Origin of the sequence: Sphingomonas sp. CL5.1 (assembly GCF_013344685.1) — a bacterium.
Lineage (GTDB): Bacteria > Pseudomonadota > Alphaproteobacteria > Sphingomonadales > Sphingomonadaceae > Sphingomonas.
Genome location: NZ_CP050137.1, coordinates 135,289 through 156,288 on the forward strand (window position 1 = coordinate 135,289; position 21,000 = coordinate 156,288).

Genomic DNA, 21,000 nt, shown 5'->3' on the forward strand with positions numbered 1-21,000 from the left:
GAGAATACCCGGGCCGCCGTCTAAACCATCGAAATGAGGGGTCCCTTTTGGACGCCGATCACCCGGCCAAGGGGACCCTTTTTGCACGCCGATCCACACGCTGAAGATGGACTATCAAAGCCAAGCGCTTCAAGGCAACAATGCACTAACAATCAACACGGACCACTCAGTGGGAGCCGATCATGATCAAAGAGGAAGATAATAGCAGTCTCATACGCGACATTGGCAAAGGCGGCGTGACGATCAATGACGTGGCCGCTGCGGCGAACGTTTCGATCCGGACCGTCTCGCGGGTTCTCAATCGCTCACCGAAGGTCAATGCGGAAACAAGACGCCAAATCGAGGAGGTGATTGAACGGCTTGGTTTTAGCCCCAGCCAGCGTGCGCGGGCACTGGCTGTCGGCCGGTCATCGTTGATCGGTATGGTGCACGATGATCCCAATGCGCTGGTCCTGGATGCCGTCCAGCGCGGCGTGGTCGCCGAATGCGTTCGGCGTGGATACGAACTCGTGGTCCATCCTGCGGGCCTTGTCAGCGACGACGTCGTCGCCGACATCGTTACGTTCGTGAACCGCTCACGCGTCGATGGCCTGATAGTCCTGTCACCCGTTTCAGAACTGCCGGCGATCCCCAAAGCGCTGTCGACGATGAAGGTCCCGGTCGTCGGTCTCGCGTCGGTGCGCATCCCTTCCTATCCCGCCATGCTCGTGTCCGACGAGCGTCGAGGCGCGGAAGCCATCGGAAACCATCTGATAGAACTTGGGCACCGCCGGATAGCCATTATCACCGGACCGCGCACGTTTCATTCGGCCACCGAGCGCGAACAGGGTTTTCGCAGCGCGCTTCATACGGCAAGGATCAAGCTCGCGGCTGAACATGTCGTGGAGGGCGACTACGGCTTCGATTCCGGAACTAGCGCGGCCCATCACCTGCTGACGCACGACAATCGGCCCACGGCGATCTTCGCCAGTAACGATGTCATGGCAGCGGCCGTGCTCAAGGTGGCGACCCAACTCGGCCTGTCGGTGCCGCAGGATCTGTCGGTTGCAGGTTTTGACGGCAGCGTTATTGCCAAGATGGTTACGCCTGCCTTGACGACAGTTCATCGCCCTTTGCTGAACATGGCGAGCAATGCGACAGCCCTGCTGATTGACATGATCGAAGATCAATCCTTGGTCTGGACGACAGATATTTCTGTTGATCTGAAAATTGAAATTCGCGAGTCTACCGGCCCGGTTCCTTCCACCCCGCCTAGACCAGGGCGCGGGCGATAGCGCGCGGATCGGCCATCGCGGAATGGGCAGCGATGACTTCGCGACGGAACACGGCGTCTTGTGCGAGTGCGCCGAAAACATCGCGAAGGTCGAGCAAAGCCGCCGGGTCGTCGGCTCGCTCCAGCAAACGCGCGGCCAACGGATCGACGAGATCCTCGATATGCGTCCTCATGGAGGCGAGAAACCTGAACCAGGCGGCAATCGGCACGGCCAATCGATTGATCGGACGGCCTTCCTGTCGGGCGTCCCGGACGGTGTCGAGCAATCGATAGGGCAGCTTTTGCGATCCGTCCCAGGCGATCTGGGACAACTTATGTTCGATCGCGGAATTGGCAAACCGGGCGAGGATGGCATCGATATAGGCCGGCAGCGAAAGGCTCGAGGGGACGCGCAACGAAGGGGTTATGTCGCGACGCATCAATTCCTCGACAAATCGCGCGAGCTGCGGATCCGCCATGGCCTGCACCACAGTGGAATACCGCAGAAGCAGGCCGATATAGGCGAGAGTCGAGTGCGCGCCGTTCAGCAGCCTCAGCTTGGCCGTTTCGAATGCACGCACATCGCCGGCAAAGGTTGCGCCGGCGAGGTCGAGAGGCGGGCGGCCCGAGCCAAAGGAGTCCTCGATGACCCATTGCGAAAATCGTTCGCGCTGAATGGGCCAGGCGTCGGCAAGCCCCGTCGCCTCGACAACGCGTCTACGCAAAAGGTCATCGGTCGCGGGGGTGATCGAATCCACCATGGTCGAAGGAAATCGAACCTCGTCCTCGATCCACCGCGCAAGATCCGGGTCGGAGCGCTCCGCAAAACTTCGCACCGCGCCAGCAAGCTTGCGCCCATTTTCGGAAAGATTGTCACACGACATGATCGCTATGGGCCCGCTGCCCGCCGCGCGCCGCGCGGCCAAGCCGGTAACAATCCAGGCTATTACAGAACTCGGGGGACTATTGCTCGCCAAGTCGCGGCGGATCGCCGGATTGGTCCAGTCGAGTTGCCCGGTTTCGTCCAGGCAATAGCCTTTCTCGGTGACCGTGCAGGTTATGAGCCTTGTCTCGGGTGAGGCCATGTAGCCAACGATCGCCGCTTGGTCGTTCGTGGTAAGGATCTGCTTGATCGAACCGATCACGCGCACATCCGGCGTCTGATCGAGCTGCGTCAGAGTATAGAGGCCGTCTTGCGGCCGGAGGGCCTCGGCCACGCGCGCCGAATTGATGCCAACGGCCGCGATGCCCCAGGCCGGGTCATGATGCAGCACGGTATCGAACGCCGCCGCCTGATGGGCACGGTGGAACGCTCCCGGGCCGAAATGCAGCACTCCGGCCGTCACCTGGGCGCGGTCATAGCGTGGGCGGAATACGGCGCTGGGCAACAGCCTCATCGTCGTGTTCGATAGACGCGGATGTTCGGCCATCATGCCACCCCTAGGGCTGCGTATTCATCCGCATCGATCCGATAGGTGCGGCGTACCAGACGATAGGCAAGGTCGTGGGCGAGTTCGAGAGCGCAATCTTCGCCAAGACGATGTTCGGCGACGAGGTGGGCGAGGAAGCCGCAATCCACCCGCCGCGCGACATCGTGGCGTGCCGGGATCGAGAGGAATGCGCGCGTATCGTCATTGAAGCCGACGGTGTTATGGAAGCCCGCCGTTTCGGTCGTCATTTCGCGAAAACGGCGCATGCCTTCCGGGCTGTCGTGAAACCACCATGCCGGACCGAGCTTGAGACAGGGATAATGCCCCGCAAGGGGTGCCAACTCACGCGCATAGGTGGACTCATCCAAGGTAAAGAGAACGATCGTCAGGTCCCGCTCATTGCCGACCACGTCCAGCATCGGTTTCAACGCATGCACATAATCGGTGCGCGTCGGGATATCGGCACCCTTGTCTCGACCGTGGCTGGCAAACAGCGTCGCATTGTGGTTGCGGCGCGATCCGGGATGGATTTGCATAACCATCCCGTCCTCGATCGACATCTTGGCCATCTCGGTCAGCATCTGAGCACGGAACATTTCGGCGTCGGCCGAATCCCAGGTGCCCTGGACGATTCGACCGAAAAGCGCCTCGGATTCGCGAGAAGATAGGTTGGCAGTCTGCGCCGTGGCGAAGCCGTGATCGGTGGCAGTCGCACCCGCGGCGCGAAAATCGGCGCGGCGCTTGCGGTGCGCGGCAAGATAGCCAGCCCAGGAATAGATATCCTCGCCGGTCAGTTCGCCCAGTCGCTTAAGCGCTTCTTCGAAGGACTCATGCTCGGGATCGATCACTGAGTCGGGGCGGTATGTGGTGACCACGCGACCTTGCCAGCCCGATCGGCGGATGGCGGCATGATGGGCAAGGTCGTCGTCCGCACCTTCGGTCGTCGCCAGCAATTCTATACCGAACCGCTCGAACAATGCGCGAGGACGAAATGCCGGCGTCGCCAGCGCCTCGCCAATCGTGTCGTAATACCGGTCCGCGGTCGCCGCCTCGAGTGCGACATCCATGCCGAACACTTCGGAAAACACATGGTCGAGCCACAATCGCGAGGGTGTCCCATGAAATAGATGCTGATGCTGAGCGAAGATGCGCCAAGCGTCCCGAGGGTCGGTGGCGGGAACCCCGTCCCGTGTCGGAACGCAAAGCGAATCGAGGCGAATGCCATGACTGTAAAGCATGCGATAGAGATAATGATCTGGCGCCAGAAGCAGATCGGTCGCGTTATTCCATGCTTGGTCGCTGGCAAACCAGGCCGGATCGGTGTGGCCGTGGGGACTGATGATTGGCAAGCACCCGACCTCCGCATAAAGGCGCTTCGCGATTGATCGGGTGCTGTTGTCGGCGGGAAACAGTCGGTCGGGATGAACCATCAAAGATGCCATTTTTTCCTCTGTACTTGTTCCAGATTTCCCGGTCGTGCGGACTAAGCATATTGTGCCAGCGCTGGCAATCTGATATCCGAATCATCATGGGCGAGATCGAAACCGCTGAACATGAAATTCCTGCTTTCCTCCGTATTGCCGCGGAGGACGACGTCGCTGTCGCCCTGCGCGATCTGGAGCAGGGGTATGTGGTTAGGGTTGGAGACGGGGGAGTGACCCTGCGCCAGCCAATTCCTTCGGGTCACAAGTTTGCATTGAAAGCTATCGCGCCCGGGGACCGAGTGCATCGCTATCGGGAGTCGATCGGCCTTGCGACGCGTGCGATCGCGCCGGGCGAGCATGTCCATTCTCATAATCTGCGAACCGCGCTTTCGGGGGAGCTGGACTATGCCTATCGGCCGCGCACGCGCGCACCACAGACCGTCATTCATAATCGCCTGAATTTCATGGGTTTTAGACGGCGTGACGGAACGGTCGGTACGCGGAATGAAATCTGGATCATCCCGACGGTCGGTTGTGTCGGCCGCTTGGCCGAGCGGCTCGCCGCGGCGGCGTCGGCGACGGCAGCGGAGGGGACGGATGGCATATATGCGTTCAATCACCCCTATGGCTGTTCGCAGCTCGGGGCCGACCTCGAGGCAACGTCGGCATTGCTGGCGGCGCTCGCGCAGAACCCGAATGCGGCCGGCGTGCTGGTGATCGGACTGGGTTGCGAGTCCAACCGGCTCGATGCATTGCTGGCGCGAATTCCGCTCCCTCGACGCGATCGGGTAAGGGCGCTGCTTGCGCAGGATGCGGAAGATGAGTTCGCCGCCGGCATGGCTGAGCTCGGCAAATTGCTTGCGCTGGCAAAGAACGACAAGCGGGAAAAATTCCCTCTTTCGACGTTGCGCATCGGGGTGAAATGCGGCGGCTCGGACGGCATGAGCGGATTGACCGCCAACCCCGTGATCGGCCGTGTGGTCGATGCCGTTACGGCGGCGGGTGGGTCCGCCCTTCTCACCGAGATTCCGGAAACATTCGGGGCGGAGCAACTGTTGATGGCGCGGGCCGACGGCCGCGCGACCTTCGACCGGCTCGTTGAAGTGGTCAATCGGTTCAAGCGGTATTTCGTCGAGCATGGCGAGCCTGTCTCAGAGAACCCAAGTCCCGGCAATATCGCGGGCGGCATCACAACTCTTGAGGAAAAATCGCTCGGCGCGATACAAAAGGGCGGCGTCGCGACGTTGACGGACGTCATCGACTATGGCGGCCAGCTTCGGCGACCGGGCCTGACCCTGCTCGAGGCTCCGGGCAATGATGCGGTATCGACGACGGCGCTCGCAGCAGCGGGCGCGACGCTGATTCTTTTTTCGACGGGCCGCGGTACGCCGGCGGGCAGTCCAGTGCCGACGCTGAAGATCGCCTCGAACAACGCATTGGCGACCCGAAAGCCTGGGTGGATCGATTTCGATGCAAGTCAATCGTTCGAGATCGGCATTGCTGCTGCCGCCGAGAATTTGCTCGATCTCGTCCTGAGAACCGCGAGCGGCGAAGGCGCTCGGAATGAAGTCAATGAGGAAAGATCGATAGGCATCTGGAAAAGAGGCGTGACCCTATAGAAAACGTGTGTTGCCGGGCGGCGGAAAAATTCGCGCCTTTGCCAGGAGAGGAAACATGGTGTGGCAAATAATGTTCCAAAATTCGGCGAAATATACGGCAGAGGGAAATACCGTTGGGTGATTTGTTTGTTGCTGTTCCTCGCGACAGCTATCAATTATATTGATAGGCAAATGATCGGTATTCTAAAGCCGACATTGCAAACGGAATTATCCTGGAATGATAAAGATTTCGCGGGAATTATCTTCTGGTTCCAAGCGGCCTATACCGTGGGTTATATCGGCTTCGGAAGACTGGTGGATCGCATCGGCGCCAAGGTCGGGTACGCCGCCGCTTTCGTAATCTGGACGCTGGCGCACATCCTCCACGGCGCCGCGGGTTCGGTGGCCGGCTTCAGTGCTGCGCGCGTCTTGCTGGGGCTTGGAGAATCGGGCAATTTTCCAGCCGGCCTAAAGGCGATCGCAGATTGGTTTCCTCCGCGCGAGCGCGCCCTCGCGACTGGCATCTTCAATGCCGGCGCCAATGTAGGCGCTATCGTGACACCGTTTCTTGTGCCGATACTCGTCGTCACCTACGGCTGGAGGGCGGCATTCGTCATAACGGGAATTGCCAGCTTGGCCTGGCTCGTGGCGTGGTTCGTGATGTATCGGCTTCCACCCGATGCGGCCGCGCGCGCAGCAATCACCGCGCAACAGCCTTCGCCGCGCTATGCCACTTTACTGAGGCAGCGTGAGACCTGGGCCTTCGCTATCGCCAAGCTGCTGACCGACCCGATCTGGTGGCTTTTTCTGTTCTGGCTGCCGGATTTCCTGTCACGCCGTCACGGCCTGGACTTGCTGAGCTTCGGCCCTCCGCTGCTCGTTATTTACCTGATGTCGGACCTGGGCAGCGTCGCAGGCGGCTGGGTCTCGTCGACGCTCATGCGTAGAGGAGCACCGGTCAATCGTGCGCGCAAGATCGCAATGCTGATCTGCGCGCTCGCGATCACGCCGATCTTCTTCGCGCAATATATCGACAGTCTTTGGGGTGCCGTCGCCATCATCAGCGTCGCGGCCGCCGGCCACCAAGCCTGGTCGGCCAATCTGTTCACCCTGCCCTCGGACATGTTCCCGCGGGGCGCGATCGGCACGGTCATCGGTCTGGGCGGTGCCGCAGGCGGCATCGGCGGAATGATGATCGCAACCTATACGGGTTTCGTCCTGAGTACTTTCGGGAACTACGGACCGATCTTTGTCGTCGCCGGGAGCGTCTATCTCATCGCCCTGCTGATCATTCACCTGCTCGTGCCGACGATCAGCGCCAACAGGTCCCTGGCAGGTGAATAAGACGCCTCAAATTGCGCGGCCGGAGGCCCGCTGTCCGCGACGACGCCGCATGTGTCGTAGCGAGAACGCCCGTTCGCCAGGGAGGAAAGGGATGAATGGAAAATTCGGGCTCCTGGCGGCCGTTCTGCCTTTCCTGCTGGCCGTGCCGGCCGAAAGCACGACTGCGTCCGCTCCTTCGGAATCACAAGCGGACTACAAGGCGTTTATAACCGCACTGGACAGCATTGCTCGCCAATCGCTGAACGCGCGCGCCGAAACCGTAAAGGCGATCGACAGCGCCGAGAAGGCACGTGCCCGACAAGAAGCGGTCCGCATGCGGCTTCTGGCGCTGATGGGTGGGCTGCCGGACCGAAAGGCACCGCTCAATGCGATCGTGACCGGTCGCTTCGAGGGCCCGGGGCTTCGCGGCGAGAATATCGTCTTCGAAAGCCTGCCCGGACTGAAAGTTGCTGCCAATTTCTACCGGCCTGCCGACAATCGGAGGGTTCCGGTCGTCCTGGCTCTCCCCGGGCATAGCGAAAACGGGAAGGAATGGCTGGCGCCCTTCGCCGTCGAAATGGTCGGCCGTGGCTTTGCGGTTTTGGCGATCGACTTTGTCGGCGAAGGCGAGCGGCTGCAGTATCCCGATGGAAAAGGCGGGTCGGTCGTCGGCAAGCCCACGCTCGAACACAGCATGGACGCTTTTCCGGTCATGCTGCTCGGGGACAACCTAGCCCGCTATTTCATCAACGACGCGATGCGGGCTCTCGATTATCTGGGCACGCGCGACGACATCGATCCGGAACGGATGGCGACCTACGGATGCTCGGGCGGCGGAACGATCGCAGGCTATCTCGCCGCCCTCGACAGCCGGGTCAAGGCGGCCGCGGTGGCCTGCTGGGTAACCGACTACGAAAGTTCGATTCCGCTCATCGGACCCCAGGAAGCCGAGCAGAGCATCCAGCGCTTCGTCGTCGAAGGGTTCGATCTTCCCGACTGGGTGGAGCTCGCAGCGCCCAAGCCCTATGCGATCGTGTCCACAACGGAGGACTTCTTTCCGATCCAGGGAGCCGCCGCGGCCTATGTCGAGGCGCGGCAATTCTGGTCGCTGCTGGGCAAACCGGATTCCTTGCAATGGATCGTAGGGCCGGGACCCCATGGCAATGTGATCCCCTTGCATGACGAAATCGGGGAGTTCTTCGCCGGCGCTTTCAATGTGCCGCCAAAGGCGGGAGGCGCTTCCGCTGATCCCGTCGGCCCCGCCGCCCCTCGTCAGGTCACCCCGACCGGGCAAGTCACGGGAAAGATCGGCGACGTCACGATTCAGTCGATCAATCGCGAGAGGCTGCGCGCCGTCGGTTTCGATCCCCGGGTTTTCGACGACGGCAAGAACGTCGCCAGGCTCAGGGACCGGATCCGAAACTTGGCGGGAATCGAGGTTCGCGACCGGAGCGCGACCGTGCCCAAGGTCCAACTCGCGGATCCGTCGGCGAGCTACGGCGTGGAGCGCATCCGTTTCGCGTCGCGTCTCGGCGAATTTCCGGCCTTGAAGGCAGCACCGGCATCCGGACCGGGACCGGGATCGAGAGCGGTGATCCTCATCGGCGATGCAAAGGTCGAGGAACAGATGCCGCGGGTCAAGGAGCTGGCCCAGGCCGGCTGGACGGTTCTCGCGCTGCAGGCCCGCGGCGCCGACAATCCAGAGGCGAACAGATCCGGCCTGGCCGGCGGGAAGAACATACTCGCCTTGCGCGCAATCCTCGTCGGCAAGACGCTGCCCGGAATCACGGCGGAAGACATCCTGCAGACGGTCGATTGGCTGGCCAGCCAGGGTCACCGCGAAGTGCGGATCATGGCAAGCGGCGCCGCCACCGTCGCCGCTCTGCACGCCGCCGTTTTGGACGACCGAGTCAGCGCCTTATCTCTAGAAAACGGATTGGTTTCCTGGCGCGCCGCGGTGACTGCGCCAATCCAGAAGAACTTGGCAGAAGTGACCGTTCCCGGAGCGCTCCGCTTCTACGATATTCCTGTGTTGGTGAAGGCCGTTTTTCCAAGATCTGTAGAAATAAAAAATCCTACAGATGCCGGCGGAAATCCCATTTCTATCAATGAATTTCGGAAATTCGTGGGAAAGATTCCGAATAACATCAAGATAATGCCATGAATATGGATGGTGTTTTATAGAACAAGATGAATGTTGAAATATAAGTAAAATGGAGGGGGTTTTGGAAGATCGTCAACTGGAACTGAACCGCAGGGGCGCCCTGAAAGGCATTGCGGCGGGGACCGCGACCCTCGTGGCTCCGACGGCATATGCTCGGATAGCCAAACCGAAACGGTACGCGATCGTGGGTGCCGGTCACCGCTCCCGCATGTATCAGGATGCGATCTGGGGTGCGCACAAGGCGACCAGTCACTTGGTGGCCGTGTGCGACAAGAATCCGGGCCGCGCTGCATATGTCCAGCGTCGTGCCGCAGACGCCGGCGCCGCTCCTCCGCGCACATTCCTGCATACCGACTTCGACAAGATGCTGGCCGAAACCAGCCCCGATGTCGTGATCGTCACTACGCCCTGCGCGCATCATTCCGAATATATCGTGCGCGCGCTCGATGCGGGCCGTGACGTGGTCACCGAAAAGGCGATGACGACGACGGCCGAGGAAACCCAGCAGGTCCTCGACGCGGCAAGGCGCAACAACCGCCACGTCCGGGTTACCTTCAATTACCGTTATGGCCCCATACGCACCCAGATAAAGGAACTGCTGATGTCTGGGGCGATCGGCGACGTCCTGTCGGTCGATTTCCACTGGCTGCTCGATACCGTGCATGGCGCGGATTATTTCCGCCGCTGGCACAGTCGCAAGGAAATTTCGGGCGGCTTGATGGTGCATAAGGCGACGCATCACTTCGATTTGGTAAACTGGTGGCTTTCGGCGATGCCGGTGCGCGTCGACGCGACCGGAAAGCGCGAATTCTACACGCCAGGAATGGCCCGCAGGCTGGGCCTTTCGGGGTATCACGAACGCTGCCGCACATGCACCGAAAAGGCGGCGTGCAGTTTCTACCTCGATCTGGCGGCCAACCCGTCGCTCAAGGCGCTCTATCTTGAGAACGAGCATTATGACGGCTATTTTCGGGACCAGTGCGTCTGGCGGCCCGAAATCGACATCGAAGACACGATGAATGTGATCGTCGGGTATGACAGCGGCGCGACGCTGTCCTATTCGCTCAACGCCTGCAATGCCTGGGAAGGCTATAGCGTCGCCTTCAACGGCACCCGCGGCAGGCTGGAGCACAGCCTGATCGAGCGTAGTTTCGTGACCGGCACTGCGCCGCCGCCGGACGATGTCAAAAATGCCAGCATACGCCTATACTCGCTTCGCGAGGGCTCGCGCGAAATCGAGCCGCGCTTGGGCGACGGCAGCGGTCATGCCGGGGGAGATTCCGTCATGCTTGCCGATCTCTTCGGCGAGCATCAGCTCGATCCCACTTTGCGAGCGGCGGACGAGCGAGCCGGTGCGGCATCATGCCTGATCGGCATCGCCGCCAACCGCTGCTTCACAACCGGCAAGCCGGTCTTGATCGATGAGCTGGTCACTGGCCTCCGCCGGCCCGACCTGGCGCCGATGCCCACCCGCGCAGATCGCGTGCCGATGCCGCCGCGACCAACCGCAAGCTGAAGGAATTGCGGGACGATCACGCCGGCTTTGTCCGTTCCCGTTCCGCCTGACGACACATTCACAACAACAAATGCGCCGCGGGACGCCCGCCGCAAGGAGGAGGAAAAAATGATTAACTCAAAAGCAGCGAGAAACAGGAACAGGGGTGCAGGGGTCTCCTCACTGGCCTGCATGTTTGCACTGCTGTTCCCGGCAGGGGGCGCATATGCGCAAGACACTGCGTCCAGCGCGTCTAAAGAAGGCGTCGGTCAATCGGTGAATGACCAACCACAGAACGGTGACATCGTCGTTACGGGCTTTCGTAGCAGTATCACTGCCGCGCTTGACGAAAAGCGCGACGCCGCCGGCATAGTCGATGTCATCAAAGCTGAAGACATCGCCGATTTTCCCGACACCAACTTGGCGGAATCCATTCAGCGCATTCCCGGTGTTGCCATGTCGCGCGGCGACGGAGGCGAGGGGCGAAGTCTCACGGTACGTGGTCTAGGACCTGGTTTTACGCGCGTGCGCATCAACGGCATGGAAGCCATTGCGACCACGGGCGGGTCTGATTCCAGTGGTGGCGTCAATCGCAGCCGTGGCTTCGATTTCAATATGTTTGCCTCCGAACTTTTCAACTCCATCACGGTCCGCAAGACAATATCGGCCGATGTTGAAGAAGGTTCGTTGGGCGCGACGATCGACCTGCAGGACCGCCCGTCCTTTCGATTATTCGGATCACCTTGTATTGGCCGGTTCGGCCCAAGCCGGATACAACGATCTTGCCGAAAAAGTGGACCCGCGCCTGGCAGGTCTCGTGAGTTGGAAGAATGCCGACGAAACCTTTGGCGTTCTAGTGTCGGCAGCTTACTCGCAGCGTCGCGTGGTAGAACAAGGCCACGCTACCGTGGGGTGGGCCCCGACCGGTACGAGTGGCGGCTTCAATCCGGCATCCACGCTTCCCGGCTACACGATCGGCCAGATCAATCTTCTTCCGGTGAGCAATGGCAGCAATTGGGACAGCCTTATCTATCAGCCACGAATTCCCCGATTTACCAATTGGCAGTATGATATGAAGCGCCTCGGGCTTACTGGATCGGCTCAATGGCGCCCGAGCGACACGACGTTGCTCACCGTCGATGGGCTCTATTCGCAATCGAAGACACAGCGAAACGAAGATTACCTGGAAGCGGTGTTCATCCTTCCCACGGCAACCGGCAAGCCCGAAACCATCATCCGGGACGGCATGGTGAATGAAAAAAACAGCCTAGTATATGGCGTGTTCGACAACGTTGATCTGTTCGTAGAATCACGCCGCGATCGCTACCAGACCAAGTTCCAGCAGTACAATGCCACTCTCGAGCAGGAATTTTCTGACCGGTTTCACGCCACCCTCTTTGGTGGCTATGCGAAATCGGTGTTCGAGGTGCCGGTTCAGACAACGATTACACTCAATACCGACAACGTCGATGGATATTCCTGGGATTATCGCGATAACGACCGTAGCCCGGCCATCAACTTGGGCTTCGATCCTTCCAATCCGGCCAACTGGAAGGTCGTCAATGGTCAATCGGCCATCACCATAGCGCGGCAGGATGTCTCCAACAGCTATCGCACGCTAAAACTGAACGGCCAATGGGAAGTGGCCGATGGACTCAAGTTCAGTTTCGGAGGGGAATATCGTCGATTCAAATATAGCTCGCAGAGTTTCGGGCGTCGGGTATCTGATCAGCAATCGATAACACTTACGCCGGATCAGATTGCAGCGAACACGACGATCAGAAATGGACTGACTGGCGATCCAAAGTATGGTAGTTTCGTGATCCCCGATTTTGATAAATTTGCCGAGACGTTCAACATATATTGCAATTGTGTCCAGACGATAAATGGCCAGAACGTTGATCTTCGGATCGGGGGATTGGAGAATCCGAATACGCGTAGCGCTTGGGTGGACGTGACCGAGACCGAAAAGGCCGCCTTTTTCCAAGCGCAATTCAATGTGCCTTTGGGCGATATGACGCTTCGCGGCGACGCGGGCATCCGCTACGTCGCTACGAACCAGGTGACGGTCGGCTATACGGCGTCCAACGCTTCGATCGAGCGGCTCGTAGTTGATCGCGATTACGATCATTGGTTGCCGTCGCTCAATCTAGCGCTCGACGTCACTCCGAAGTTGATCTTCCGCTTCTCCACGGCCAAGGCGATCAGCAGGCCGGGCCTTGGCGCTCTGTCTCCAGGCGGCGCTTTCATGGCACGGGTGCAGGGCCGTAGTTTCTCGACCGGAAACCCTTTCCTCGATCCCACTGCGGCCACGAACATCGATCTGTCCGCTGAATTGTACTTCGCGCGCGGATCGTTGCTCTCGATAGGACTGTTTCAGAAGAAGATCAGCACGCTTTCCGGCACGGCGGTTACAGACGAGGTGCCGTTTACGGCATTGGGGCTGCCGCTCAGCTTGCTCGACGGCACCGGCGTGCTGCCGACCGATCTCTTTGTCTACAGCCGCACCGTGAACGGAGAGGGAGGTACGCTGAAGGGTCTGGAAATAAACTATCAACACCAGCTAAGATTTCTGCCCAGCTTCCTGAGCAATTTGGGCGTCCTGGCGAATTACACCTACGTCAAAGCCAATATCACCTATCCAGGCCCGGGTGGCAGTGCGCCGCTGGTGGGACCCCTCACGAACCTCTCGAAAGAATCTGCGAACGCTACGCTCTTTTATGAGGACAAAAGCCTCAGCATTCGTGGGTCGGTGGCATATCGGTCGGGTTACATTACGGCATTCGGCGGCGGTGTCAGCGACAGCGCCACCGAACGCGGCGTGAACTCCACGCTCAATTTCGATGCGTCGGCTTCTTACAAAATCACGGACAATATCACCCTGACGCTCGAAGCGCTCAACCTCACCAACGAACCGCAGGATCAGTATGTCGATGAGGATAACCGGGTTCTGACCCATCACCAAACTGGCCGTCAGGTCTATGCGGGAGTGAGAGTGCGGTTCTGATTGAAGACGAAGTTCGTCGCGGGTGAAACCAGGCGGAATAATTCCGCCTGGTGAGCCTCCACCGCCCTGGTCTGGCTGCGTGAGAAAGTCGAACCAGGGCGATGGGAGGGTCTCGGCCGTTGCGGTGGGCTCGAAGCACCTTAAACACTTCGCTGAAAGAAGAGAGAAAGATGACCCATAAAGCGCTCTACATTACGCGTTCCGACATTGTGGAGTGCGTGTTCCGCGAAAAGGAGCAGGCAGGTTGAGCCGCGGCATGTCCGGCGACCATCGTTCCGCACCGGGGGATGGTTTCTCCGCCACAAGGCGCGATCTTCTCCGCTTGGGAACCTTCGCTGCCGCCGCGGTGGCGGGTCGTCTGATATCTCCGGGACAGGCCGTTGCCGCGCGCCCGGTCCGAGGGCAAGGCGGCTTTGCGCCACCGCCGGGCGGCGGTGGCTTCTCCGCTCGCGGCTGGGAGGATTGCCCGTCGATCCTAGCCCGGATCCAGGTGCCGATCTTCCCGACGAGGGATTTTCCCATCACGCGCTTTGGCGCTCGCGGAAACGGCCGGAGCGATGCCACGTCTGCAATCGCCGCCGCGATCGATGCATGCAGCCACGCCGGCGGCGGACGCGTGGTGGTTCCCGCCGGCGACTTTCTCACTGCCGCGATCCATCTCAAGAGCAACGTCAATCTGCACCTCGCCGACGGCGCCACGTTGAAATTCGTCACCGATCCCGGCCGCTACCCGCTCGTCCTCACGCGCTGGGAGGGGGTGGAGTGCATGAACTATTCGCCGTTCATCTATGCTTTCGAGCAGCAGAATGTCGCCGTGACCGGCAGGGGCACGCTCGACGGGCAGGCGTCGCTTCAAAACTGGTGGGCCTGGAAGAGCGCTGCCGAGGCCGCGGCCGCCGACAACGGAAATCGGGCCGGTTCCCAGGGAGGTCGGCAAGGACCAGATCAGAAGGCGCTCGATGCGATGGGCGAAACGGGCGTGCCGGTCGAGCGCAGGGTGTTCGGCCCCGGCCACTTTCTCCGCCCTAACTTCATCCAGACCTACCGCTGCCGCAACGTCTTGATCGAAGGTGTGCGCATCATCAATTCCCCGATGTGGGAAATCCATCCCGTGCTCAGCACCAACGTCACCGTCCGCGGCGTCAGTATCGTCTCTCACGGGCCGAACAACGACGGTTGCGATCCGGAGAGCTGTTCCGACGTCCTGATCGAGGACTGTTCATTCGACACCGGCGACGACTGCATCGCAATCAAGTCGGGCAAGAACAACGACGGCCGTCGCGTAAACGTGCCTTGCGAGAACATAGTCGTGCGAAATTGCCGCATGAAGGACGGCCATGGCGGCGTGGTTCTCGGCAGTGAATGTTCGGGCGACATCCGCAACGTCTTCGTTGAAAATTGCGACATGGACAGCCCGAATCTCGAACGCATGCTGCGCTTCAAGAACAATGCGGTGCGAGGAGGAGTTCTCGAAAACGTCTTTGCTCGCAGCATCAAGGTCGGGCGTGTCGCCGAGGCGATATTGACGATCGATTTCCTTTACGACGAAGGGACGGCTGGTTCGCACACGCCCGTCGTTCGCAATGTACAGATGGACGGCATCACCAGCACGTCCAGTCCGCGCGTCATGTACGTCGTTTCTTTTCCCGGTGCGGTCATCGATGCAATTAGCTTTGCTAACTGTTTATTTTCAGGCGTGGATGCAACGGAAGTTCTGAACACGTCCGGCAGGGTATCCTTTCGAAACGTGAAGATAGAACCCAAAGAAAAGCCGTACAGTCTAAGTACACGGAAGAATCCATCCTAGACTTTATTTTTTCTAGACGTATTATACCTTTTAGAAAAATAGCTCTGCGCGATGTGGTTTTTCTCAAAAATCAAAGGCTCATTTCCGGTTATGATTGGGGAAACGAGAGCGCTGTGGATGTCCGGACAAACCAATACGCGATTGGAATGCGATCATTCGGATATGTTCCAGCTGATGTTCGACAGAGGATGCATGTGACGGGATTTACGATAGGAATTAGAAAATCGATTTGGTCACTTCTCCTGATTTTTGCGCTATCGAGTTTTGTGACTGCAAAGTCTCAAGCCACGGAGGTCAGCCTCTTTCCGGCGAACGGAGCAACCGGCGTAAATCCAGATACGCATCTTGTCTTGACCTTCTCCGTGCCGCCCACATTGGGAAAGTCCGGGCAGATCAGGATCTATGATGCCGCGGACAATCGGTTGGTGGACAGCCTGGACATCAGTATCCCAGCCGGTCTGGACGCTACCTGGCAAGGGCAGACTCGTCCCTCAGTTGCGCCGCAGGGGCCCTATCAGACGACCACGATCGGCGGAATGGCCGGCCTTCACTTCCATCCGGTGATTATTCATGGAAACATTGCCACGATCTATCCGCACAATAATCGGCTGCGGTATAATCGCACGTATATCGTTCAAATCGATCAGGGCGTGCTTGTCGCCGGAAACGCTCGGTTTGCCGGCATTCAAGGCAACAATAACTGGACCTTCAAAGTCAAGCAGGCACCGCCTTCCGACAATGCGACCCGGATCGTGGTGGCTGCCGACGGCTCCGGCGATTTCAATACAGTGCAAGGAGCCTTGGATTTTGTTCCCGACAATCCCCCGAGCCGTGTGACCATATTTATCAAGAATGGGGATTATGAGGAGATAGTGTACTTCCGCAACAAATCCAAACTCACCATCCGAGGTCAGGACCGGGAGAAGGTGCGGGTGGGGTATGGAAATAGCAGCCTGTTCAATCCGCCATCGAATCCGCCTGTGGCGCGGGATGCCTTCACCGTCGCCGCATCGACGGAGATACATCTAACCAATTTTACGATCAGTAACTATCTTAGCGGACAGGCCGGCGCATTGTACATCTCCGGCGATAAAAACATTCTTAGCCGCATGAACATAATTCGTTCCGGAGACACTCTGCAGGTGCAAGGGCGTCTCTATGTCGTGGATTCGAAGATTGTCGGGGAGGGGGATTCTATCATCGGAAAAGGGCCCTTATTTTGCAACAAATGTGAAATATCTTCCTGGGGTTCCTATGCTTGGCCTCGCAACCCTCAAGAAAATCATGGCTTCGTCTTCCTGGATTCCCTATTCGAAACTCCCGATGGTCCGAGCCCGCTTGGCCCCTTGGCTGGGCCGCCCCTGCTGGCGCGTTCCCCCAACAATCATGGTATCGATTATCTCTACGCCGAGATGGTGTTGATCAATTCCCGCCTCAAGGGAATACTCCCCGTGGGCTGGGGTGAGATGGCCAGCGACACGAAAAACGTGCACCTCTGGGAATACAATAGCAGGAGCCTTGTCGATGCTAAGCCCATCGACGGTAACATGCGACATCCCGCGTCGAAGCAGCTGACAATGGAACGGGACGCCTTGACCATCGCAAACTACAGCAACCCGACCTATGTGCTGGGCGGATGGACGCCAGAGTTGGATCAATGAACCTGATTTTGTCGATCTTGGAAACATATCGATTGCTTATGGCGGTAGCGCCCGGTCACTCCTTCAAATTGCCTGAGGATGCAGTCCTGTTCGCCGAAACCGGGCACGCCCCGCACGCCGCGCCCTCTATCCCCGCCGTCGACGGCGGCTGGCGCGCGCGCTAGGCTCCCACCATGTCCGGACGCCTCGTCTTTTTCGGCGAATTGCTCATCCGCCTGACCGCGCCGGGCAACGAACTGCTGATGCAGTCGCCGTCCTTCTCGCTGAACGTCGGCGGCGCCGAGGCCAATGTTGCGATCGGGCTCGCTCATCTCGGCCATGACTGCGCGATGGTCAGCAGGATTCCGCCCAATGCGCTCGGTCGCGGCGCGGTGGCGGCGGTGCGCGGCGCGGGCATCGATTGCGGCGCTGTCACGCCTTCTCCGGGCCGCATGGGTCTTTATTTCCTCAGTGTTGGGGCGGGGTTGCGGTCGTCCGAGATCGTCTATGACCGCGCCGGGTCGAGCTTCGCGGCAAGCGGCGCGGACGATTATGATTGGGATACCTTGCTCGGCAGCGCAGGCTTGCTCCACCTGTCGGGCATCACCCCCGCGCTGGGGCCCCGTTCGGCCGAGGCCGCGCTCGGTGCGGCCCGCGCGGCCAAGCGGCTCGGCGTGCCGATCAGCTTTGACGGAAATTACCGCGCGATGCTATGGGAGGCATGGGACAGCAATCCACGGGCGATCCTCTCCGAACTGATCGGTCTGGCCGACATCTTGTTCGGCAACCATCGCGACCTGTCGCTCGTGCTTCACCGCGATTTTTCGGGTGAGAGCGAGGACCGGCGGCGCGAAGCCGCGGATGCGGGCTTTTCTGTCTTCCCCAATCTCAAGCTGATTGCCTCGACGGCGCGGCATATCGTGTCCGCCGACCATCACCGCATCGCCGCGCGCGTCGATCTGCGTGCCAGCGCCTATCAGACGCCCGAGATCGACGTCACCGGGATCGTTGACCGCATCGGAGCGGGCGATGCCTTTGCCGCCGGCGTGCTTCACGCGCATCTCGCCGGCGGCAATGCGCAAGCGATGGCTGAAAGCGGTCTCGCGCTGACGTGCCTCAAGCATTCGCTGCCGGGCGACGCGAGCGGCTTCCGCCAGGTCGATATCGATGTCTTTCATGGCGGCGGGCTCGACGTCCGGCGCTGAAGGCCGGATCGCGCATCAAAGGCTCGGGAAGCGTCCAATGGGCCTCCTGCCGTCGCGAGTTGCATGGAACACGACGCGGATCGGAAACTACGGCTCATCCCCGTTCAGCGTAACCGAACGGGTGAGGCCGCCTGCCGTGCGGAGGGTTGAGCGGTTAAGAGACGTCCATAAGGACGTCGATATGGACGTCCTGAGCGAGAGCGAGGGACGGCGGTGGTGGACTTGTAACGGTTTTGTGCCGGTCACCTATCTCATGCTTCGAACGCGAGTCTCATGCTTCGAACGCGAGCGGGCTGATGCCGCCCAGATATGAATGTCGTCGGCGGGTGTTGTAGAACCCGTTGATGTACTGAAAGATGGCGGCTTCTGCCTGACGCCGTGTCGGCCAGCTCTGCCGCCAGATGAGTTCCGCCTTCAGAGATTTGAAAAACGTCTCGACGGAGGCATTGAGGCTCCTATTTTTGTCAAGCGGTGAGTGGTGCGTTTTGACGCTGGCAAAGGTGGGCGAAGATTTCACGCACGATGTAGGTAAGACCGTATGTCCGCTGAGCGACTGAGGGCAATCCTACGCTTACTCTGTGGTGGCGAGGGCGGCGCGAGTGCCGAGCCTTCGCTATCGCGGAGGGCATATTATGGCTGAGCTTGGAGAAGCGTTTGTCGGCATCGACGTGGCGAAATTGCGGAACGCGGTCGCGATCGCCGAAGATGGGCGCACCGGCGAGGTGAGGTATCTGGGCGAATTCGATGCTGACGAGGCGAGCATGCGCCGCCTGGTGAAGCGGCTCGCAACGAAGCACGGGAAAGTCACTTTTTGCTATGAAGCTGGACCGACGGGATATGGACTTCATCGCTTGATCCGGTCGATGGGGTTCGATTGCACCGTTGTCGCTCCCTCGCTCATCCCACGGCGGCCGGGTGATCAGGTGAAGACCAACCGTCGCGACGCGATCGGACTGGCCCGACTGCTGCGTGCAGACGAACTCACCGCGGTGTGGGTGCCTGACGAGGGCCACGAGGCAATGCGCGACCTGGTCCGCGCCCGCGGGTCCGCCGTAGAAACTCAGCGCGTCCATCGCCAGCACATCACATCGTTCATGCTCAAGCACGGTCGGATCTTCCCGCGGAAGCGAGCTTGGTCGATGCGCTACCTTCGGTGGTTGAGCAGAACGTCGCGGCTGACGGTGCCGCCGGCCAGCGCTTCGGCGCAGGCCGCTTCGACCGCATCCAGCCCATCGCTGGTGACCGTAGCCAGGATGCCGACCACCTGGCGATCACCGTCGACATAACCCCCAAGACGGCGACGCACCCGCTCGATCGCGGGCGGCAGTGGCCAGTCCTTGAACGGCGCGCCGTTGCGCAGCGCACCGGGCGGAGCAGCCCAAGGTTCCGGCGATGCGCAGCATCGTTGGAATGGCTGCGGAGGGTTCTTCGCCAGCACCGGCACGTAATGCCAGGGATCATAGATGATCTGCTCGCGACCGAACCGGCGGACATGCTCGCCAACGATCTCGCCGTCCTGGCGGATGACGATCCGGTCGGCATAGGCATGGATATCGACCGGCCGGCCGGCTGCCGCGGCATGGACCGAGTATTTGTTGTAATCGAACCGCACCAGCAGCGTCTTCGATACCGCCGCCGGCATTGCATGAAAGCCGTCGAACGGCCCGCGATAGGCGATCAGCGCCGGCCGATCGGCGGTCTCGAACACCTCCCAGACGGTGTGATCCTTGAGCTCAGGATGCGCCGCCTGCTTCGACCGCGCGACGCAACGATCCTCCAGCCACGCATTCATCTCGGCGTAGCTCTTGAACCGCAATCGCGGGGTAAAGAAGCGCTCGCGCACCAGGCCCGCCTGGTTCTCGACCTGCCCTTTCTCCCAACCGCTCGCCGGCGTGCACGCCACCGGCTCGACCAGATAATGCCCGCACATCTGCTGGAAGCGGCGGTTGTAGCGTCGTTCGCGGCCGACGAAGATCGCATCGACCGCGGTCTTCATGTTGTCGTAAATGCCGCGCTGGAGGCGCCGCCGAAGAACGCGAACGCCCGGTCATGCGCGTCGAATACCATCTCCTGGCTCTCGCGTGGATACGCCCGCACGTAGAACATGCGGCTGTGGCAAAGCCGCATATGCGCGACCTTCACCGTCGTCGTGACGCCCGCGATGACGACGACCTCATGGCTCCAGTCGAACTGGTACGCTTCGCCAGGGGCAAAGCTCAGCGGCACGTAAGCGGCCGCAGTCACCACAGATCGCTCACGGTGCCACGATGCCGCATATCGCCGCACCGCATCATAGCCGCCGCGATAACCGAGCCCTTGCAGTTCCTCGAAGAGGCGGATCAGCGTCAACCGCTCACGCCGCGCCTTGCGATCGTTCGTCTCCAGCAACCGAACCAGATCCGCCGCCCACGGCCCCAGCTTCGGCAGCGGTTGAACGCTGCGCTCGTAGGCGAACGCCGTCTCGCCCGAACGCAGCACCTTCCTGACCGTGTTCCGCGACACGCCCAGATCGCGCACGATCTCCTTGATCGATTTACCCCTGACGAAAAACTCGCGCCGGATCCGCGCTACCGTCTCCACGACCAGCATCTCCCAAGCGCCCCCGCCGCAAAGGACGAAAGCGTGAACCGCGCCTGTTCAGGGGGTCAATTTTGG

At 60.3% G+C, this 21,000-nt stretch carries 12 protein-coding genes and 4 pseudogenes; 12 read left to right on the top strand and 4 right to left on the bottom strand.

What is annotated here, in order from left to right; all coding sequences use genetic code 11:
* Positions 1–182: 182 nt before the first annotated feature.
* The gene (locus tag F9288_RS00760) at positions 183–1,274 is read left to right on the top strand and encodes a LacI family DNA-binding transcriptional regulator (RefSeq protein ID WP_174834862.1); all 1,092 of its coding nucleotides are present in this window, start codon (positions 183–185) and stop codon (positions 1,272–1,274) included.
* Here F9288_RS00760 and F9288_RS00765 read toward each other — a convergent pair.
* Together F9288_RS00765 and uxaC are read right to left on the bottom strand one after the other, a co-directional pair.
* Positions 1,252–2,685: a mannitol dehydrogenase family protein gene (locus F9288_RS00765; RefSeq protein WP_254621016.1), complete on the bottom strand. Its 1,434-nt coding sequence runs from the start codon at positions 2,683–2,685 to the stop codon at positions 1,252–1,254. The two genes, F9288_RS00760 and F9288_RS00765, sit on opposite strands and share 23 nt — an antisense overlap.
* A complete protein-coding gene (gene uxaC, locus F9288_RS00770; RefSeq protein ID WP_174834863.1) occupies positions 2,682–4,124 on the bottom strand; it encodes a glucuronate isomerase in 1,443 nt (480 codons plus the stop codon). Before uxaC ends, F9288_RS00765 begins: the two co-directional genes overlap by 4 nt.
* A gap of 86 nt (positions 4,125–4,210) precedes the next feature.
* On the opposite strand from uxaC, the gene F9288_RS00775 reads away from it, so the two are divergent.
* From F9288_RS00775 to F9288_RS00815, 10 genes and pseudogenes are all read left to right on the top strand, one after another.
* Entirely contained in the window at positions 4,211–5,725 is a 1,515-nt protein-coding gene (locus F9288_RS00775; protein WP_174834864.1) for a UxaA family hydrolase, read from the top strand.
* Positions 5,726–5,785: 60 nt separating this feature from the next.
* Positions 5,786–7,048 (top strand): MFS transporter, encoded by a 1,263-nt coding sequence (locus F9288_RS00780; protein ID WP_254621017.1) that lies wholly within the window; start codon positions 5,786–5,788, stop codon positions 7,046–7,048.
* Positions 7,049–7,139: 91 nt separating this feature from the next.
* Entirely contained in the window at positions 7,140–9,191 is a 2,052-nt protein-coding gene (locus tag F9288_RS00785; RefSeq protein ID WP_174834865.1) for a S9 family peptidase, read from the top strand.
* Positions 9,192–9,240: 49 nt separating this feature from the next.
* Positions 9,241–10,707: a Gfo/Idh/MocA family protein gene (locus F9288_RS00790; RefSeq protein WP_174834866.1), complete on the top strand. Its 1,467-nt coding sequence runs from the start codon at positions 9,241–9,243 to the stop codon at positions 10,705–10,707.
* A 171-nt stretch (positions 10,708–10,878) separates the two neighbouring features.
* A pseudogene (locus F9288_RS21980) lies at positions 10,879–11,322 on the top strand (TonB-dependent receptor plug domain-containing protein); the annotation flags it as partial.
* A 34-nt stretch (positions 11,323–11,356) separates the two neighbouring features.
* Positions 11,357–13,693 carry a TonB-dependent receptor gene (locus F9288_RS00795; RefSeq protein ID WP_254621018.1) on the top strand — a complete coding sequence of 779 codons (2,337 nt, stop codon included), beginning with the start codon at positions 11,357–11,359 and terminating at the stop codon, positions 13,691–13,693.
* A 244-nt stretch (positions 13,694–13,937) separates the two neighbouring features.
* On the top strand, positions 13,938–15,500 hold the full coding sequence (locus F9288_RS00800) for a glycoside hydrolase family 28 protein (protein ID WP_217482564.1): 1,563 nt from the start codon (positions 13,938–13,940) through the stop codon (positions 15,498–15,500).
* Positions 15,501–15,694: 194 nt separating this feature from the next.
* Positions 15,695–17,161 (top strand): pectinesterase family protein, encoded by a 1,467-nt coding sequence (locus tag F9288_RS00805; protein ID WP_174834867.1) that lies wholly within the window; start codon positions 15,695–15,697, stop codon positions 17,159–17,161.
* Positions 17,158–17,325: a hypothetical protein gene (locus F9288_RS00810; RefSeq protein WP_174834868.1), complete on the top strand. Its 168-nt coding sequence runs from the start codon at positions 17,158–17,160 to the stop codon at positions 17,323–17,325. The genes F9288_RS00805 and F9288_RS00810 overlap by 4 nt, the downstream gene beginning before the upstream one ends.
* 9 nt (positions 17,326–17,334) lie before the next feature.
* The gene (locus F9288_RS00815) at positions 17,335–18,345 is read left to right on the top strand and encodes a sugar kinase (protein WP_174834869.1); all 1,011 of its coding nucleotides are present in this window, start codon (positions 17,335–17,337) and stop codon (positions 18,343–18,345) included.
* A gap of 271 nt (positions 18,346–18,616) precedes the next feature.
* Here F9288_RS00815 and F9288_RS00820 read toward each other — a convergent pair.
* Positions 18,617–18,793 (bottom strand): annotated as a pseudogene (locus F9288_RS00820) (IS3 family transposase); the annotation flags it as partial.
* A gap of 184 nt (positions 18,794–18,977) precedes the next feature.
* On the opposite strand from F9288_RS00820, the pseudogene F9288_RS00825 reads away from it, so the two are divergent.
* Positions 18,978–19,505, top strand: a pseudogene (locus tag F9288_RS00825) (transposase); the annotation flags it as partial.
* Here F9288_RS00825 and istA read toward each other — a convergent pair.
* Positions 19,502–20,934: pseudogene (gene istA / locus F9288_RS00830) on the bottom strand (IS21 family transposase); the annotation flags it as partial. The pseudogenes F9288_RS00825 and istA sit on opposite strands and share 4 nt — an antisense overlap.
* Positions 20,935–21,000 lie beyond the last annotated feature (66 nt).

What these genes read in the sequence shown, in the direction of transcription:
- F9288_RS00815 (WP_174834869.1), top strand. Translation starts at nt 17,335, where the DNA reads ATGTCCGGACGCCTCGTCTTTTTCGGCGAATTGCTCATCCGCCTGACC.
- F9288_RS00775 (WP_174834864.1), top strand. Translation starts at nt 4,211, where the DNA reads ATGGGCGAGATCGAAACCGCTGAACATGAAATTCCTGCTTTCCTCCGT.
- F9288_RS00785 (WP_174834865.1), top strand. Translation starts at nt 7,140, where the DNA reads ATGAATGGAAAATTCGGGCTCCTGGCGGCCGTTCTGCCTTTCCTGCTG.
- uxaC (WP_174834863.1), bottom strand. Translation starts at nt 4,124, where the DNA reads ATGGCATCTTTGATGGTTCATCCCGACCGACTGTTTCCCGCCGACAAC.
- F9288_RS00810 (WP_174834868.1), top strand. Translation starts at nt 17,158, where the DNA reads ATGAACCTGATTTTGTCGATCTTGGAAACATATCGATTGCTTATGGCG.
- F9288_RS00760 (WP_174834862.1), top strand. Translation starts at nt 183, where the DNA reads ATGATCAAAGAGGAAGATAATAGCAGTCTCATACGCGACATTGGCAAA.
- F9288_RS00795 (WP_254621018.1), top strand. Translation starts at nt 11,357, where the DNA reads ATGTTGAAGAAGGTTCGTTGGGCGCGACGATCGACCTGCAGGACCGCC.
- F9288_RS00765 (WP_254621016.1), bottom strand. Translation starts at nt 2,685, where the DNA reads ATGATGGCCGAACATCCGCGTCTATCGAACACGACGATGAGGCTGTTG.
- F9288_RS00790 (WP_174834866.1), top strand. Translation starts at nt 9,241, where the DNA reads ATGGAGGGGGTTTTGGAAGATCGTCAACTGGAACTGAACCGCAGGGGC.